Origin of the sequence: Brevibacillus sp. FSL L8-0520 (assembly GCF_037963895.1) — a bacterium.
Classification (GTDB): Bacteria; Bacillota; Bacilli; order Brevibacillales; family Brevibacillaceae; genus Brevibacillus; species Brevibacillus borstelensis.
This window is the reverse complement of the sequence record NZ_CP150171.1, coordinates 3,192,014-3,207,127: the sequence shown is the minus strand read 5'-3', so window position 1 is coordinate 3,207,127 and position 15,114 is coordinate 3,192,014. Positions and strand designations below refer to the sequence as shown.

14 protein-coding genes are annotated in these 15,114 nt (G+C 48.0%); 9 read left to right on the top strand and 5 right to left on the bottom strand.

Features of this window, described 5'->3' with window-relative positions; genetic code table 11:
• Positions 1-364: 364 nt before the first annotated feature.
• Together NSQ24_RS15960 and NSQ24_RS15955 are read left to right on the top strand one after the other, a co-directional pair.
• The gene (locus NSQ24_RS15960; protein WP_243014897.1) at positions 365-1,135 is read left to right on the top strand and encodes a nucleotidyltransferase domain-containing protein; all 771 of its coding nucleotides are present in this window, start codon (positions 365-367) and stop codon (positions 1,133-1,135) included.
• A 70-nt stretch (positions 1,136-1,205) separates the two neighbouring features.
• Positions 1,206-1,898, top strand: a complete 693-nt coding sequence (locus NSQ24_RS15955) for a 3'-5' exonuclease (protein WP_327927363.1) — start codon at positions 1,206-1,208, stop codon at positions 1,896-1,898.
• A gap of 215 nt (positions 1,899-2,113) precedes the next feature.
• Here NSQ24_RS15955 and NSQ24_RS15950 read toward each other — a convergent pair whose 3' ends face one another.
• Together NSQ24_RS15950 and NSQ24_RS15945 are read right to left on the bottom strand one after the other, a co-directional pair.
• The gene (locus tag NSQ24_RS15950) at positions 2,114-2,842 is read right to left on the bottom strand and encodes a polysaccharide deacetylase family protein (RefSeq protein ID WP_339166199.1); all 729 of its coding nucleotides are present in this window, start codon (positions 2,840-2,842) and stop codon (positions 2,114-2,116) included.
• 38 nt (positions 2,843-2,880) lie between these two features.
• Positions 2,881-3,192, bottom strand: a complete 312-nt coding sequence (locus NSQ24_RS15945) for a hypothetical protein (protein WP_003386010.1) — start codon at positions 3,190-3,192, stop codon at positions 2,881-2,883.
• Between the two features lie 123 nt (positions 3,193-3,315).
• Here NSQ24_RS15945 and NSQ24_RS15940 point away from each other — a divergent pair, with 123 nt between their 5' ends.
• The gene (locus NSQ24_RS15940; RefSeq protein ID WP_339166198.1) at positions 3,316-4,848 is read left to right on the top strand and encodes a YifB family Mg chelatase-like AAA ATPase; all 1,533 of its coding nucleotides are present in this window, start codon (positions 3,316-3,318) and stop codon (positions 4,846-4,848) included.
• 138 nt (positions 4,849-4,986) lie between these two features.
• Here NSQ24_RS15940 and NSQ24_RS15935 read toward each other — a convergent pair whose 3' ends face one another.
• From NSQ24_RS15935 to NSQ24_RS15925, 3 genes are all read right to left on the bottom strand, one after another.
• On the bottom strand, positions 4,987-6,366 hold the full coding sequence (locus NSQ24_RS15935; protein WP_051567323.1) for a TrkH family potassium uptake protein: 1,380 nt from the start codon (positions 6,364-6,366) through the stop codon (positions 4,987-4,989).
• Between the two features lie 45 nt (positions 6,367-6,411).
• Positions 6,412-8,616, bottom strand: coding sequence for a YhgE/Pip domain-containing protein (locus NSQ24_RS15930; protein WP_122958711.1), 2,205 nt, complete (start codon positions 8,614-8,616; stop codon positions 6,412-6,414).
• Between the two features lie 126 nt (positions 8,617-8,742).
• Positions 8,743-8,919 (bottom strand): hypothetical protein, encoded by a 177-nt coding sequence (locus NSQ24_RS15925; RefSeq protein ID WP_170208357.1) that lies wholly within the window; start codon positions 8,917-8,919, stop codon positions 8,743-8,745.
• A 367-nt stretch (positions 8,920-9,286) separates the two neighbouring features.
• Here NSQ24_RS15925 and NSQ24_RS15920 point away from each other — a divergent pair, with 367 nt between their 5' ends.
• The 6 genes from NSQ24_RS15920 to sucD all read left to right on the top strand — a co-directional run bounded on the left by NSQ24_RS15920 (position 9,287) and on the right by sucD (position 14,616).
• Positions 9,287-9,601, top strand: a complete 315-nt coding sequence (locus NSQ24_RS15920) for a YbjQ family protein (RefSeq protein WP_003385915.1) — start codon at positions 9,287-9,289, stop codon at positions 9,599-9,601.
• Between the two features lie 199 nt (positions 9,602-9,800).
• The gene (locus NSQ24_RS15915; protein ID WP_003385914.1) at positions 9,801-10,124 is read left to right on the top strand and encodes an SCP2 sterol-binding domain-containing protein; all 324 of its coding nucleotides are present in this window, start codon (positions 9,801-9,803) and stop codon (positions 10,122-10,124) included.
• Between the two features lie 163 nt (positions 10,125-10,287).
• Complete coding sequence (locus NSQ24_RS15910) at positions 10,288-11,181, top strand: ATP-binding protein (RefSeq protein ID WP_024983000.1); 894 nt, start codon at positions 10,288-10,290, stop codon at positions 11,179-11,181.
• Positions 11,182-11,222: 41 nt separating this feature from the next.
• On the top strand, positions 11,223-12,278 hold the full coding sequence (locus NSQ24_RS15905; protein WP_024983001.1) for a hypothetical protein: 1,056 nt from the start codon (positions 11,223-11,225) through the stop codon (positions 12,276-12,278).
• A gap of 190 nt (positions 12,279-12,468) precedes the next feature.
• Positions 12,469-13,629 carry an ADP-forming succinate--CoA ligase subunit beta gene (sucC, locus tag NSQ24_RS15900; RefSeq protein ID WP_003385911.1) on the top strand — a complete coding sequence of 387 codons (1,161 nt, stop codon included), beginning with the start codon at positions 12,469-12,471 and terminating at the stop codon, positions 13,627-13,629.
• A gap of 84 nt (positions 13,630-13,713) precedes the next feature.
• Positions 13,714-14,616 carry a succinate--CoA ligase subunit alpha gene (gene sucD / locus NSQ24_RS15895; protein ID WP_003385910.1) on the top strand — a complete coding sequence of 301 codons (903 nt, stop codon included), beginning with the start codon at positions 13,714-13,716 and terminating at the stop codon, positions 14,614-14,616.
• The last annotated feature ends 498 nt before the right edge of the window (positions 14,617-15,114 follow it).

The window sequence follows — 15,114 nt, the reverse complement described above, 5'->3', positions numbered from 1 at the left end:
GAACAACTCCTACTGGTAAGAATCGTACTAAGAAGTGGAGAGAGTTATCTGTAAAAAGGAAGACGAGCTTCAGTCGGTTTGCATACTTTAGTAGCTTCATTAAGCATATTCCATTATATTGGTTTTGAGGAAGCGTTATGAGGTTCATGAATGGAAGAGGCGGTGGAGATAGTCATTTTGATTGCTAGGAAGCAAATTACGGTATGCCATCTCAATCGAAAACAGTGTGTCCGGTTGGGAATGAAAATGGGCTCAATTCCAATATTATCACCAAATTGATCAAAATGAGAAAATCATTGAACTGCTTACGAAAAAAGCAAAAATGGCAAGGAATGACGTGGATCAGAAGGACGAGGGACGAAAAATGATCGAAACCATTCAAAAAGCGCTCAAAAGAATAGAAGAAGAGCATCAGGTACGCATTTTATTGGCTGTGGAATCAGGGAGCAGGGCATGGGGGTTTCCGTCTCAAGACAGTGACTACGACGTGAGGTTTGTGTATATCAAACCCCTTGAGTGGTATCTGTCTATCGACGACAAAAGGGATGTCATCGAGGAACCGATCAATGATGTCCTTGATAGTAGCGGTTGGGATATCAGAAAGGCTTTAAAGCTGTTTCGAAAATCGAATCCGCCGCTCTTGGAATGGCTGAATTCCGATATTGTCTATCACGATGCGTACGGTTTTAAAGAGGAGATGCTGAATATTAGGCATCAAGTATTCTCTCCAAAGTCGTCCCTCCACCATTATCTCAGCATGGCCAAAGGCAATTATCGGGATTATTTGCAAGGCGAACAGGTCCGGATAAAGAAATACTTTTACGTGCTTCGCCCTCTGCTGGCATGCATGTGGATCGAGAAATACAACACGAATCCGCCCATATTGTTTCAGGAATTGCTCGATGATTTGCTCGATGATTCACAGATAAAACACATAATCGAGGAATTGCTGAAAAGAAAGATAGCGGGAGAGGAGCTGCATCTGGAAAAGCGGATCGATGAATTACATCTGTTCATCGAAGAGCAAATGACACATTATACGGATTACGCAGCTTTGCAAAGGAGCGTCATTGCCGATCCAACACAGCAGCTTGATGAACTCTATCGCAAATATTTGAAAATCGTATGGCAGTAGGGCCTGCTGAGTTATAATAAACTGATTGACTACATGATGGTGCACTTGAGGTGAAGATATGGATGCAGTTGTGTTTGATCTGGAGACTACATTTACATACGAAAAGGGGCAAACTCCCGAAATTATCGAGATTGGTGCAAGAAAAATAAACTTATCTGATCCTCAGTCGGCACAGATGCAAACATTTCAGTGCTATACACATCCAGAGATAAGAGGAAAGATCGGCCTGAGAACAAGAAAGTTCATAGGGATGAAAGAAGCGGATTTGCAGCGAGTAGTACCGTTTCAGCAAGGCATTCGGCAGTTCATCGATTGGCTCGGTGATGACTATTATTTATGTTCGTGGGGAGGGGATGACAGACTACTATTCGTTGAGCATTGCGCGAGATACGGGATTAGCTTGAACTGGTTGAAAAATTATAATGATATTCAACCGGCGATCAGCCAGTACTTGAGCGGGCGCACACAAATGAAGCTGAAGGACGCTGTCCTGCAATCGGGACTGGAGGTTCAGGGAAGGCTTCACTCCGCTCGTTCCGACGCGATCAACACGGCAAATTTGTTACTGAAACATCGCTCTTACGTGCAGCTTGACAGGAATACGCCGGAGGAGAACTATTCGATGTCGTGTGCTCTTTACTGGAAATGCAGAAGATGCTCTAAAGAAAAATACTACACAGCTTTTTCCGGTTCGAAACGCTTTTGTCTGGATTGTACAGCCAGCAGGCAAGAAGTGCATAGCTCTTCGCTGACAAGGGAATAGTCGTAAAAAGAAGGCTCGATCGTTCATCTGAAAAGCATATAGTGTTGAAACAACTTGCAAGGGAAGTCGGTTTCAAGTTTTTCTTTCATCCCAAACAACCGAAACCGGATGGAACTCAAACGAAGAAAAGGATTGCTGAGAGTTTAACAGCAATCCTTTGTCAATATGTTTTAACCGATATAAAGCTGAGTGTGCCGCAAAAAGGAGCAATTCACTCAACGAAGGAAAATCAGAGGATCCTTGGTCGTCGAGATACGACGCACAGCAAACATGCCTTGCCTCTCCCCAGCCAGACCAGGATACGTAGATAACGCCATTTCATAACCGGCCTTTTTTAACATGGGAAACATGTAAGGGCGGTGATAGCCGTATGGATAGGCGAGGATTCGTACAGGTTTGTTCAGGTGCTGCTCCAGCATTCGCTTTGACTCGATAAACTCATTCCGTACCTCTTCCGCCTTCAATTTCAACAGATTTGGGTGGCTAATCGTGTGCGACTGAAAATCTATCAAACCGCTTTCCTGCATTTCCTTAATCTCATCCCATGACAAAAAATTCGGTTTCCCGATGGAGGAAGTGACGAGGAACACGGTAGCTTTTATTTGATATTTTTTCAAAATGGGAAAAGCAGTGGTGTAATTGTCTTTATAACCATCGTCAAATGTTAACAAAATAGGCTTGGAGACCGTCTTTTTCTTGTCTTTCCACATTTCGAGCAATTCTGATGCCGTAATTGGCTGATAGCCCATTTGCAAGATTGTTTTTACTTGTTCCTCAAAAGTAACGGGGTCGACACAATACATGTTGTCTTTATTATCCACGATGGAATGGTATTCCAAAATGGGGGTGGAAGCAGAATCCGTTTCCGCAGGAGAAGGTGAAAAAGCACATGCAAATTGAAGAGCGACTAATGAGACAATGAGGAGCCATTTCTTTTTCATCATATTTTTTCCTTTGTTTCTATCAATTTTTATGCTGATCCTTAGTCGTACCTCTCGTCTTCCTCTCTTGTTTCCCCTTCGACGATCAATTCCAACTCAGTCTCAAAATTTAAGACGAGTTCGCCAGGCAATCGTTTCAAAATCTGTTCCATCTCGGGGAGCCGAACAGCTTCGTCAAGCGACTTGGGCGCCTCTTCCAGGCCTGCGAACCAGTCCCGAATCTCATCTATCAAAGCGTAGAAGGAGGCCTCAAATTGATTTGCATCTTCCTCTGCGTCATCCTCCTGACTTTTCTTTAACCGGTCCCAGTTTTCCAGCATCACGCCGAGTGCCCTTTCAATCGTCGTATCCATTTGTTCAACTCCTTTCACTTTAATTTCCAGCTATTATTGTACCATCGCTTATGGCTGCTGGAAACTTATTTGCCAGCCCCCTCTTACTTTTTCTACAGTGGAAGCAAGAGGTGATGCTTGTCTATGTACGCACGCAGTTTTTGCGGAACTGTTTACGGGATCAACGGCATGCTGGTCGCTGTTGAAACCGATATAGCTAATGGTTTGCCCCAGTTTGATCTGGTCGGCTTAGGGGGATCAGCTGTAAAAGAATCGCGCGATCGCGTCAGGGCAGCGCTTCGCAACTCCGGCTTCGAGTACCCGATGCAGCGAATTACAGTCAACCTTGCTCCCGCTGATCTGAGAAAGGAAGGCTCCGGATTTGATTTGTCTATCGCAATGGGAATCCTGCTGGCGTCCAAACAGATTCCACAGAGAAGAGAAGCAATTTTGCTGCTGGGGGAGCTGGCATTGGACGGCTCATTGCGGCCGGTCAGCGGTGTTTTGCCCATTTTGCTGCAGGCACAGGCGGAAGGCTTTACACATGTGATCCTGCCTGAGCAAAATGCAGCCGAGGCGAAATTGGCCGAATTGACCGTTCTGCCGGCTGCGAGTTTAAGCGCTGCTGTAAAGTATTGGTCAACGACCCTCGAAGCGCCGGAGGGAGTTGAAGAGAGGTCAGATGACAACTCTGCCCGGCAGTCTTTACCCGACTTCTCCTCGGTTTACGGTCAAACTTTTGTAAAGAGGGGACTTGAAGTGGCTGCCGCCGGCTTTCACAATGTGATGCTCATGGGCCCTCCAGGCTCCGGAAAGACAATGCTGGCAACATGCTTGCCGTCCATCATGCCAAAAATGAATCTGGATGAATCGTATGATGTTACAAAAATTTACAGTATCGCCGGGCAATTGACGGATAAAAGAGGACTCATCCAGGAGCGGCCATTTCGCTCTCCGCATCACACAGTGACGACGGCAGCGCTTGTCGGCGGAGGAGGCCATAGCCCGAGACCGGGGGAATGCAGTCTGGCTCATGGCGGCATCTTGTTTCTCGATGAAATGCCCGAGTTTTCACGGCACGTATTGGAAGCGCTTCGGCAACCGTTGGAAGCGGGAGTTGTGACTATCGCCAGATCGCGGCACGTTTTTACGTTTCCAGCAAGGTTTTTGCTGATATCGTCGTTAAATCCTTGTCCGTGCGGCTTCTACGGCTCAAAAGACCAGCGTGAATGCACGTGCACACCGCAGCAAATTTACAGATATCGCGCCAAGCTCTCCGGCCCTTTGCTCGATCGTATCGATCTTCACCTAGAAGTGCCAAGAGTCCCGGTACAGTTGCTGAACGAAAGGAACGCAGCTGAAAGCTCCGCTGAAATTCGCCTTCGAGTAGAAGCAGCCAGAGCGATCCAGAGCAAGAGGTTTGCAAATCGCCCTGCAGCACCGTTCAATAGCGCAATGAATGGAGAAGAACTGCGTCGTTACTGCAAACTGGACAAGGAGGGACAGGAGCTGCTCCAGATGGCTTTCGACACGCTGGGGCTGAGCGCCCGAGCCTACGACAGGATCGTAAAACTGGCCCGGACAATAGCGGATTTGGCGGGAGCGGTAGATATTGGGTCCGCGCACGTGGCGGAAGCAATCCGCTACAGGGCGCTAGATCGCAATATCGCTGTTTAACGAGAGTTTTGCGGATGGGAAAGCATCATTGATTTCTCCTGCTACATAAAAATAACCCTCTTCAGATGAAGAGGGTCGAGGGAAAGAAACGGACTGCAAACTCGTACAAAAAGCTGCATTCTCGTCCGGCCCCAATATTTACTGGCCGATGATAATGCGTTCCTTTGGATAGTGATACGTAATAATGCGATCGTCTTTTTTGAGGAAGAGCAACAGGTTGATGATCCCGATCCGGCCGATGACCATCATGACAATCAATATCATTTTTCCGGCACCGCTCAGCTCGGGGGTGATTCCCATAGACAGTCCTGTCGTTCCAAAGGCGGAACACACCTCAAACAGAACCTGCGGAAGCGGGAGCTGCTCAATCCACATCAGCGACACAACCGCTGCGATGACAAGTATGACGGCAACGAAGAAGACGATGAACGAACGAATGATGTCTTCTTCGACCAGTTCCCGGCGGAAGACCTTTACGTCTTTATGGCCTCTCATATATGCGACCACTGTAGCGACGAGAACAAAGAAGGTGGTCGTCCGAATCCCGCCCCCTACACTGCTTGGAGAAGCCCCGATAAACATCAGGCCAGCCAGGACTACTATCGTAGGGGTGGAAAGGAGGCTGCTATCCATTGTGGATAGCCCGGCACTTCTCGTTGTCACCGACTGAAACAAGGAGTAAAACAGTGATTCATGCCAGCTCTTTCCTTGCAAGAAGAAGTCCTTTTCAAACAGGAAAAAGAGCAATGTCCCAACAACAATCAAAGAAAAAAAAGTAACAGTCGTAATTTTTGTAAATAGAGAAAAGGCAAATCGTTGCCCTACTCGTCGATGGGCAAAGTAGTTTCTCAGCTCGATCAGAACGGGAAAGCCAACAGCACCACAGATGATCAGGCCCATTGTGATGGATTGCAGGATATAGTCGTGGGAAAAGTCCTGCAGGGAGTTTCCGTAGATGTCAAAACCTGCATTGGTAAAAGCGCTGACGGCGGCAAAAAATCCGTAGTAGTAAGCCTCGTACCAATCTTGGTGATAGCCTGCGATCAGGAAATAGCTGCCGAGCAAAATGGTCCCTACAAGCTCGATTACTACGGCGAGTACGATGATGTTGCGCATCAATTCAACCAGGCCGGCCAAGGTTGGGCGATTGTGGTCGGTTGCGATCCACTTGCGGTACTCCAAGCCAATTCGTTGCCCCAGCATCATCCAAAAAAAGGTTCCCAATGTCATAATCCCGATTCCGCCAACTTGAAAGAGCAGCGTAAGCAGAATAATCCCCTTTTGATTAAAGACCTCATGAATCGTAATTACGTTCAGTCCGGTTACGCTAATGGCGCTGGCTGCAGTAAACATGGCATCGATGAAGGAGAGCCTCACACCTGGAAGGTGGAAAAACGGCAGCCATAGCAAAATAGAAGCTACCAGCACACTGCATAAGTACAAAAATACGATGATTTGAACGGAACTAAATCTTTTTTTGTTATAGGTGAGTGTCAAAAAAAACTGCCTCCTGACCATGATTCATACCGGTAATCATACCGGAATCACAGACAACTTGCAAAGCTAAACAGATTGGCTGATCTCCTCAAAAATACTGCGGCGTTTGGTGACGTAAAGCAGAACCAATGCTCCCAGTCCAAACAAGAAGAGAGCCAGGGCGTCGATCTGCAGAATTCCCGTGTTGCCGACAGAGATGAGTTGGCGCAGTCCCTCCACTGCATAGGTCATCGGCAAAAACGGCTGGATAAAGGAAAAGAGGCCAGGCTCCAGTTCGACCGGATAGGACCCGCTGCTAGAGGTGAGCTGCAGCATTAATACGAGAACAGCAGCAAATCTTCCCACATCATTGCCGAGTACAGACAACAGCATAAACAAAATGGCAGTAAAGCACAGTCCGATCAGAATAGCAAAACCGTAAAGCAGGAGAGGGGGGAGCTCCGTATGGACACCCAGTCCGGCATGCAGGATGAACACCGAAATGATCGCCTGCAGGATGCTGACCGAAGCCAAAGCAAAATATTTGTTTGTGATATAAGAAAGCGGTCGTTTCGGCATCGCATATACCTTCTTGATATCGATCACAAAGAACAATACCAATGAGCCTACCCAGAGCGAGAGCGCGAGGAAGTATGGAGCAAAGCCGGTGCCGTTATTCGGCACGGGATGCAGATTTTGCTCAACAGCGACGACTGGGTCGGCAATAACCTGAACTCGCTGATCGGCCTTCCCGTCCTGCTTGGCCATGCCTGCTGCTTCTTGGAGCTTTTGGGTCAGCTCATGCTGCCCGCGGGAGATTTCTCCCAGACCGCTGCTTAGTTTGTCGGCTCCATCCATGAGTCTGGAATTCCCCTCCTGCAAACGGGAGAAGCCTTGGCCAAAGGTCTGTAAACCATTTACCAGGGCCGTACTGCCCTCCTGCAGCTTGTGGATATTTTCAGACAAGCTTCGCAGTTGCTCTGGCAGTGAAGCGAGGGCGGCATCGTTTCTCAGTTTGCTCGTAAGGCCGTTTATGCCGCTATGAATACGGTTCAGCGCCGCCTGTAATTGATCGGTTTGTTTTTGAATACTCTGGTCAGCCTCATTCAGTCTGGAATGGGCACTAGCCATATCGGCTCTAAGCTGGTCGACCGAATTCTTAGCCTGCTCCATATCATCCCGTACGGTTTGTCGGTAGCGTGAGGCATTTTCCAGCGCATTCAAGGCCCTTTTTCCCGCTTCAGAATTCTTCAGCTCGGGATGCGAATCGAATAAGCTGACAAGAGAATGATTGAGTTCGTCCATAGCTGCCTGCTGCTTATCCAGTGCTGTATTGACTGGAGCCAGTGCATCATCGCGCAATTTGGCTGCAGATTGAGCGCTGGTATTGATAGAGTCAGCGACAGCTGCTATCGCCTGGCGACCGTTGCGCAGCTCGCGGATTGACGCTTGTGCTCCTTCAGAAATCACATCCAAATCACTTGACAGTTTTTCAGATGACGAGACAAGGGACTGCAAGCGCTCCGCTGTTTTTCCGATTGCGGCAGATGACAGTCCGGCCACTGTGTCCAACCGTATGATTCCGTTTTCCAGTTGATTGGCACCTGTCGACAAATCAGCAAGTCCAGAGGACAATTTTGCCATCCCTGAATGAGTTTCCTTTAATCCGGCTGCCAACGCATTTGCCCCGTTTAGGGCCTGGTCGGTTCCAGCGGCAAGTGCAGCCGATCCATCAGCCGCTTTTTGGAGGCCTTCTCCGCCTTCCATCAAGTTGTCAAATACCACTTGAAGATATCGTGTGGTCAGCTCATGCTGGAGCTGTTTTTCTACAGTTTCTGCGATGGTTCTGGAAATTTTTGCTCCCAGCATGTTTGCACCTTCGTTAATGCGGTACTGAAGCTGAGTCTGTTCTGGAGCAGAAGTACCTGCACTATACGCTTTTGCAGTAAAATCCTCAGGGATCACCAACAAGATAAAATAGTCAAGCTTGTTGATCCCTTCCTCACCTTCGGCCAAGGAAACTTCCTGCCAATTGGTTTTCTCATCGGCAATCAGTTTATTCGTCAAATCTTGTCCGAGGGTAACCTTTTTGGCGCCTTGGACCATCCCTTGATCCAGATTGACGACGGCCAAGGGAAGCTTGTTGACAAGCTCGGTCGGATTCCAAAAAGCCCAGAGATAGAGAAAACTGTACAACAAGGGCAGAATCATCAAGCCAAGTACGGACCTTCTCAGTAGGTGTGAGGACCACATCTCTTTAATGTCCTGTAAAGCAAGCCGAATTCCATTCATGTCCAAATCCTCCGCATCAATTCCTTCGCAATTACAAATACAATACGAATAATGTATCACCAAAACAGGTGAGGGAAAACCAAAAAAGAGTGCCCCTCTTCATGAAGGATACTCTTTTTTTGAATGTCAGGGCTTGAGCCGATCTGATTCGGCATCGGATTGACTTCCGATGGATTCATCTTCCGACAGAATCTCGTTAAGCTCGCCGGTGTCTCCCTTGGCGTTGATGACCTCGACCAATTGCTGCAAGCCATCTGCGTCATCCGCGTAATCATGCCGCTTTGTCCAAAAAGGCTCTTTCATCTTTGGCCTCCTGTCGTTTCCATTTCCAATAGAATGCACCGTGTCCTCTGATAATATGAGGAGATGCTCCGGGCATACTGTAGAAAAACACTGTAGCAGGAGGATTGCATGTCCAAGAACAAAAACATCGATTTGCATAAGCAGAGCAGCAAGGGCAAGGCGGCCGAAGTGGCTCCGCAGACCGAGCCCACATCCAGGGAGCACCAGCAAAACAAACGTTAATAAACGAAGGATTAGGCACCGCAACATGTGAAACGTGAACGAGTGAAGCGACAGTATGTAAAACAGCGACATGTGAAACTTGGAGTGACATCATAACGTATTAGTAGAAAGACGACTTAGTTTAAACAAGCGGGAGGGTGCGAGGATGATCGTTACAACAACGAGTACATTGCAAGGGAAAGAAATCGAGGAGTATCTCGATATAGTCAGTGGGGAAATTATTTTAGGCGCCAATGTTGTCCGTGACTTCTTGGCAGGGATTACGGATATTATTGGCGGCCGAAGCGGGGCATATGAAAGCAAGCTTGCAGAAGGAAGAGAGATGGCACTGCGTGAAATGAAAGACAGGGCACGTGCTCTCGGCGCGAATGCTGTCATCGGTGTCGATCTCGACTTCGAAACCCTCAGAGAAGGCATGATGATGGTAATCGCCACCGGAACAGCGGTCAGAGTCAGATAAGCCTTACTCTCAGTGCAGGAATCGACGCATCATAAACGCCAGCAGTAACCCCCAAAAAGAAGAGGAAGCCGGACAGCAGGAAGGTCCGGCTTCTTTTTTGCTTTACTCTGCACATTGAATCGGACTATGCTAATGAATAGAAGGAATATTTGGACAGAATGGACCAAAAACTGAAAAAGAGAATTGAGGAGTGATCCGTATGACAGTACAAGAGACAATGGCGGCATTAGCAGACAAAATAAACGCGAATCCGGCCGGTTTGGAAGGACTGCGGGCAGTCTTCCATTTTCAGCTCAAGGACAGCGGTCTTTTCCAGATAACCTTTAGCGAGAACGCCGTAAGTGTGGTCGAAGGTGGTCCGGACGAAGCCGCTTGCATATTGGAGATGTCTGATTCAAATTTCATCAAGCTGGTCCGGGGGGAATTAAATCCAACGATGGCCTTCATGATGGGAAAGCTAAAAGTGAAGGGTGATTTGGGGTTGTCTCTCAAGCTGCAGTCGATCCTGCAAAAGTATCAATAACCTCAAAAAAATAGGCAATCAAACACCTTGAAAACGGGAAAACATCCAAGTCAAATTTCTGGAAAACCGGATTCATTTCCGCAATTGACAGAAAAATACTGGTCAATCGCTGAAGGGCTGATATAGAATAAGACAAATGAACCAGGAGCCAAAAGAGGGAATTATGCGCCATACGTGTACATTTTTAGCGATCATCAAGGAAACGGATGAAAAAAGCGTTCACTTTGACTTTTATCACGTCACGAAACGACCGCCGACATCCAGAGAGCTGCTGAAGAATGCTGTCACACTGCCTCGCCATTACTTCGATTATCTCTTGTACAACGGGGTACTGGAAGTGGAGAGCAGCGTCCTTTATCAACCGCTGGAAGCCCAGCCGGCAGCCATCGGGATGAACATTCGTTCTCTGGGAAGCTCCGTTTTATTTGACATGTGTTTCTCGCCGCAAACCTACAAGCTCTGGCAAAATGCAGATATGATTCTAACCGATATTTCACTGCCGGCCGATATTTTTGAGGAGTACGTATACCGCTTGGGCGCGATAAGCCGTTTTCGCTATTTGGGACGGGTGGATGACCCTGTCGTTGCTACACAGCTCGGCGAAAATGACATGATTGAGTTTAAGCGGGATTTTCTCCTTTCCAAAAGCGGCATTATTAAAACGGTAGTAGCCTTTGCCAATTCCAATAACGGCAATCTGTTTTTGGGCATATCCGATGAGGGGGAAATCATCGGAGTAAACCATGAAGTGGAACAATATGGGGACCCAGACAAGTACGTTCTGGCCATTACACAGTACATCCAGGACAAGACGGTTCCGTTTTTGACTCCGTTTCCCAAGATTACAGTAAGAAAAGTGCAGGACAAATATGTGGTCGCCATTTTCGTGGAAGTGGGCTCAGAATTGGTATGCGGCTTGGATAAGAACAACGAAAAATTCGTAGCCATCCGAACGAACAATCGCTCTGTCGCAGTCAAAGATCCACACCAGATTGGGGAAATCTACGTGAAGCGTAAATTGGGCAGCGAAATCAGCCGTCGATTGGGGCTTCTGTGAGTGTGTTGACAGAAAAGCGAACACGATGGGGAGGTACCTGCATGAAGGGGAATTTGCGTACGTATCTGTTCCCGGTACTAATGGCCGGGTTACTCTTGGCTGGGTGCGCAGAAAACACGAATGGACAACCAGCTGACATGAAAAAACAGATGGATAACGAACTTGGGTCGGTTGAAAAGGTTACCGTACTGTCTACGGATGGTGTAGAAGTTCCGCTGGAATTGCAAAAGTTTCTCAAGGAATTGCCCGAGCAGGGAGGAGACCTGCACAAGTCTGATCAAGTACTGACCCGCGATGAAATCAGATATACCCTTGTTTTGTACCGGTCAAAGCAGGCTCCGTTGGTTGTCGAAGTGGGAGAGCAGGCCAGTCAATATGGAGAAAATACATACCGGGGACAGGGTGCCGTGAAGCTGTACCAATGGATTTACCGTCAGGCTGGAGTCGGCTTGCTGTCGGGCACATACAAGAATGCAGTGCTTTCTGCTGTCGATCTGAACCAAACAATGTCCTTGGATAATGGACAGACAGAAATGGTCCAGCAGACGTTTTTAGCGGCAGAACCACTCATAGAGAAGGAAAAACGGCAGTATCCGCTACATCCGTACTATCAACTGAGGGTAGACTCCGGGGAGAGAATGCTGGACGCGACTTTGCTTACACCAACGATGATTGCCATTCCGTTCGGACGGGAGACCCAATATTACCGGATTCAAGGTTCGCTGTTTTCCAAGCTGACCCAATGGATGCCTCCCCGGAAAACGACCGATGATTCTTTTCAGCAGCTTTATCAAGCCACTTCGATACGCTTGATCGCCACTGGGGACGAGAAAGTGCCAGCGTTGGAAAAAAAGCCGACAGAGACTACAGTTGAGCAAGGAATGGCTCATCAATGTATCCGCCTGTTAAAAAACAGCGTCGCCCTGACAAAAGTACCTCAAAATGTAGGGAAAGAAAGGTTTCAGTTAACGTTTTTGGTAGGAGAGAAAAATCATACCATACATTTTTTTGACGACTATTTCCGTTACGAAGGGAAATGGTACTCCCAAAACAAGCTTGATGAAGAAATGATCCGGCTCCTCGGAGCAAAAAAGTAAGAGCCGAATTTCATGAAGTTCACCTCATATGGTCAGGATAAAAGAGAAGAAACCGATCATGACACTACCACTTTTGCGAATTTTGTCGTAGAATAGTCATGTTGCACTGATAGTGGCAGTTTTTATCATGCGCAAAAAGCGTTTGGCACGGTTGGACTGCCGATCTTTATCTGCCATAGGAGGATGGAGAATGAACATTCATGAGTATCAAGGCAAACAGATACTTAAGCAGTACGGTGTAAAAGTTCCTGAGGGAAAAGTTGCTTTCACTGTCGATGAAGCGGTTGAAGCGGCAAAAGAGCTGGGCACAGCGGTTGTTGTGGTGAAAGCGCAAATCCATGCAGGTGGCCGTGGTAAGGCTGGCGGCGTGAAAGTTGCGAAAAACCTCGACGAGGTTCGTACATACGCCCAAGAGATCCTCGGCAAAGTTCTGGTGACTCACCAAACCGGTCCAGAAGGAAAAGAAGTAAAACGCCTCTTGATCGAACAAGGCTGCGACATCAAGAAAGAATACTACGTGGGTGTGGTAGTTGACCGTGCAACGGGTCGTGTCGTTATGATGGCATCCGAAGAGGGCGGTACTGAAATCGAAGAGGTTGCAGAGCGCTCCCCTGAGAAAATCATCAAAGAAGTAATCGATCCGGTAACTGGTCTGACTGCTTTCCAAGCACGCAAACTGGCTTATGCCATCAACATTCCAAATGAACTCGTTAACAAGGCTGTCAAGTTCATGATGAGCTTGTATCAAGCATTTGTTGACAAAGATTGCTCCATCGCTGAAATCAACCCGCTTGTTGTTACCGGCGACGGCGAAGTTATGGCACTGGATGCCAAGCTGAACTTCGACAGCAACGCTCTGTTCCGCCACCCTGACATCCAAGAGCTGCGCGATCTGGACGAAGAAGATGAGAAAGAAATCGAAGCTTCCAAATACGACCTGTCCTACATCGCACTCGATGGAAACATCGGCTGCATGGTAAATGGTGCGGGTCTTGCCATGGCAACCATGGATATCGTGAAATTCTACGGTGGCGACCCTGCCAACTTCCTCGATGTAGGCGGCGGCGCAACGGAAGAAAAAGTAACGGAAGCATTCAAGATCATCTTGAAAGACCCGAAAGTAAAAGGGATCTTCGTCAACATTTTTGGCGGTATCATGAAGTGCGATGTCATCGCAAATGGTGTCGTGGCCGCTGCCAAACAAGTGAAACTGGATCGTCCGTTGGTTGTGCGTCTGGAAGGTACCAACGTCGATTTGGGTAAAAAGATTCTTAACGAATCCGGTCTGAACATCGTGGCTGCCGAGTCCATGGCAGATGGCGCTGAAAAGATCGTAGCGTTGGTAAAATAACAAACATTCCCTGACGTACAGGTTCGAAAGGCCATATTTTCGAGCGGTATCTACACGTGATGAAAAAGGTGGGAAATATACGCGATGAGTATTCTTGTTAATAAAGACACGAAAGTCATTACCGTAAATATTACTGGTGCAACGGGTCGTTTCCATGCACAAGGTGCAGTCGAGTACGGAACAAAAATGGTCGGCGGCGTAAACCCTGGCAAAGGCGGCATGGAAGTCGATGGCATTCCTGTATTCAACACTGTGCAAGAAGCAGTGGAAAAGACAGGCGCGACCGTTTCTGTGATTTACGTTCCGGCTGCTTTCGCTGCTGACTCCATCATGGAGTCTGTAGATGCAGGTCTTGATCTGGTAATCTGCATCACCGAAGGCATCCCTGTTCTGGACATGGTGAAAGTAAAACGCTATATGGAAGGCAAAAAGACAAAACTGATCGGACCAAACTGCCCTGGCGTTATCACTCCGGGCGAGTGCAAGATCGGTATCATGCCAGGCTACATCCATAAGCCAGGTAAAGTGGGTATCGTTTCCCGTTCTGGTACCTTGACTTATGAAGCGGTCCACCAAACCTCTACCCGCGGCATCGGTCAATCTACCGCTGTAGGTATCGGTGGAGACCCTGTAAAAGGCATGGAGTTCATTGACGTTCTGGAAATGTTCAATGAAGATCCGGATACCGAAGCAGTAATCATGATCGGTGAAATCGGTGGTACAGCCGAAGAGGAAGCAGCAGAATGGATCAAAGCCAACATGAAAAAACCGGTTATCGGTTTCATTGGAGGTCAAACAGCGCCTCCAGGAAAGCGCATGGGCCACGCTGGTGCGATCATTTCCGGCGGTAAAGGAACAGCTGCTGAAAAAATTGCCAAACTGGAAGAGTGCGGTGTTCGCGTAGCGAAAACCCCTGCAGTAATTGGCGAAACGCTGGTTGAAGTACTGAAAGAACGCGGACTTCTCGAAAAAGTAATGAGCAACTAAGCAGGATTCCTGCTTTAGCCATAGAAAGGACAGGCCTTGTGCCTGCCCTTTCTTTTTTTGGTGCGCCCAGCATGGGCGATAGCTATAGGGTGAAAGTCCCGAACGGGGGTTGGCTGTACCAACCGTTAGCTCAAGGCAAGGGTGTCGACCGCGAGGTCGAATCTGAAGGAAGCCGGCGGCAAAATCCCGACCTGAGGTACACGAACCCAATTTGAGGCTGTTGTATCCGGGCGAGTCTGCCAAACAAGACAAAGCCCCATACAGCCAAGGGATACAGTAGTAAACTTGGGCAGGTACATGGGATGAAAGTTATCGTTCTTACCTGGGGAGGTCTGCATGAAACGCCTTCAACTGTTGGTAACCGTCTCCGTAAGGAGACGCTGAACATGCAGAAGTCAGCAGAGGCCATAGTACCCGAGTAGAGGACGCTTGAATGGGGAAGGGCCGAACATCAAGTCAGCATGCGATCCATGTCTTTTGATACGGTACGTCGAAGCA

Bases quoted from the DNA above. Each gene is read 5' to 3' on its own strand.
- NSQ24_RS15960 (WP_243014897.1), top strand. From the start codon at position 365: ATGATCGAAACCATTCAAAAAGCGCTCAAAAGAATAGAAGAAGAGCAT.
- NSQ24_RS15950 (WP_339166199.1), bottom strand. From the start codon at position 2,842: ATGATGAAAAAGAAATGGCTCCTCATTGTCTCATTAGTCGCTCTTCAA.
- NSQ24_RS15945 (WP_003386010.1), bottom strand. From the start codon at position 3,192: ATGGATACGACGATTGAAAGGGCACTCGGCGTGATGCTGGAAAACTGG.
- NSQ24_RS15940 (WP_339166198.1), top strand. From the start codon at position 3,316: ATGTACGCACGCAGTTTTTGCGGAACTGTTTACGGGATCAACGGCATG.
- NSQ24_RS15935 (WP_051567323.1), bottom strand. From the start codon at position 6,366: ATGGTCAGGAGGCAGTTTTTTTTGACACTCACCTATAACAAAAAAAGA.
- NSQ24_RS15930 (WP_122958711.1), bottom strand. From the start codon at position 8,616: ATGAATGGAATTCGGCTTGCTTTACAGGACATTAAAGAGATGTGGTCC.
- NSQ24_RS15925 (WP_170208357.1), bottom strand. From the start codon at position 8,919: ATGAAAGAGCCTTTTTGGACAAAGCGGCATGATTACGCGGATGACGCA.
- NSQ24_RS15920 (WP_003385915.1), top strand. From the start codon at position 9,287: ATGATCGTTACAACAACGAGTACATTGCAAGGGAAAGAAATCGAGGAG.
- NSQ24_RS15915 (WP_003385914.1), top strand. From the start codon at position 9,801: ATGACAGTACAAGAGACAATGGCGGCATTAGCAGACAAAATAAACGCG.
- NSQ24_RS15910 (WP_024983000.1), top strand. From the start codon at position 10,288: ATGCGCCATACGTGTACATTTTTAGCGATCATCAAGGAAACGGATGAA.
- NSQ24_RS15905 (WP_024983001.1), top strand. From the start codon at position 11,223: ATGAAGGGGAATTTGCGTACGTATCTGTTCCCGGTACTAATGGCCGGG.
- sucC (WP_003385911.1), top strand. From the start codon at position 12,469: ATGAACATTCATGAGTATCAAGGCAAACAGATACTTAAGCAGTACGGT.
- sucD (WP_003385910.1), top strand. From the start codon at position 13,714: ATGAGTATTCTTGTTAATAAAGACACGAAAGTCATTACCGTAAATATT.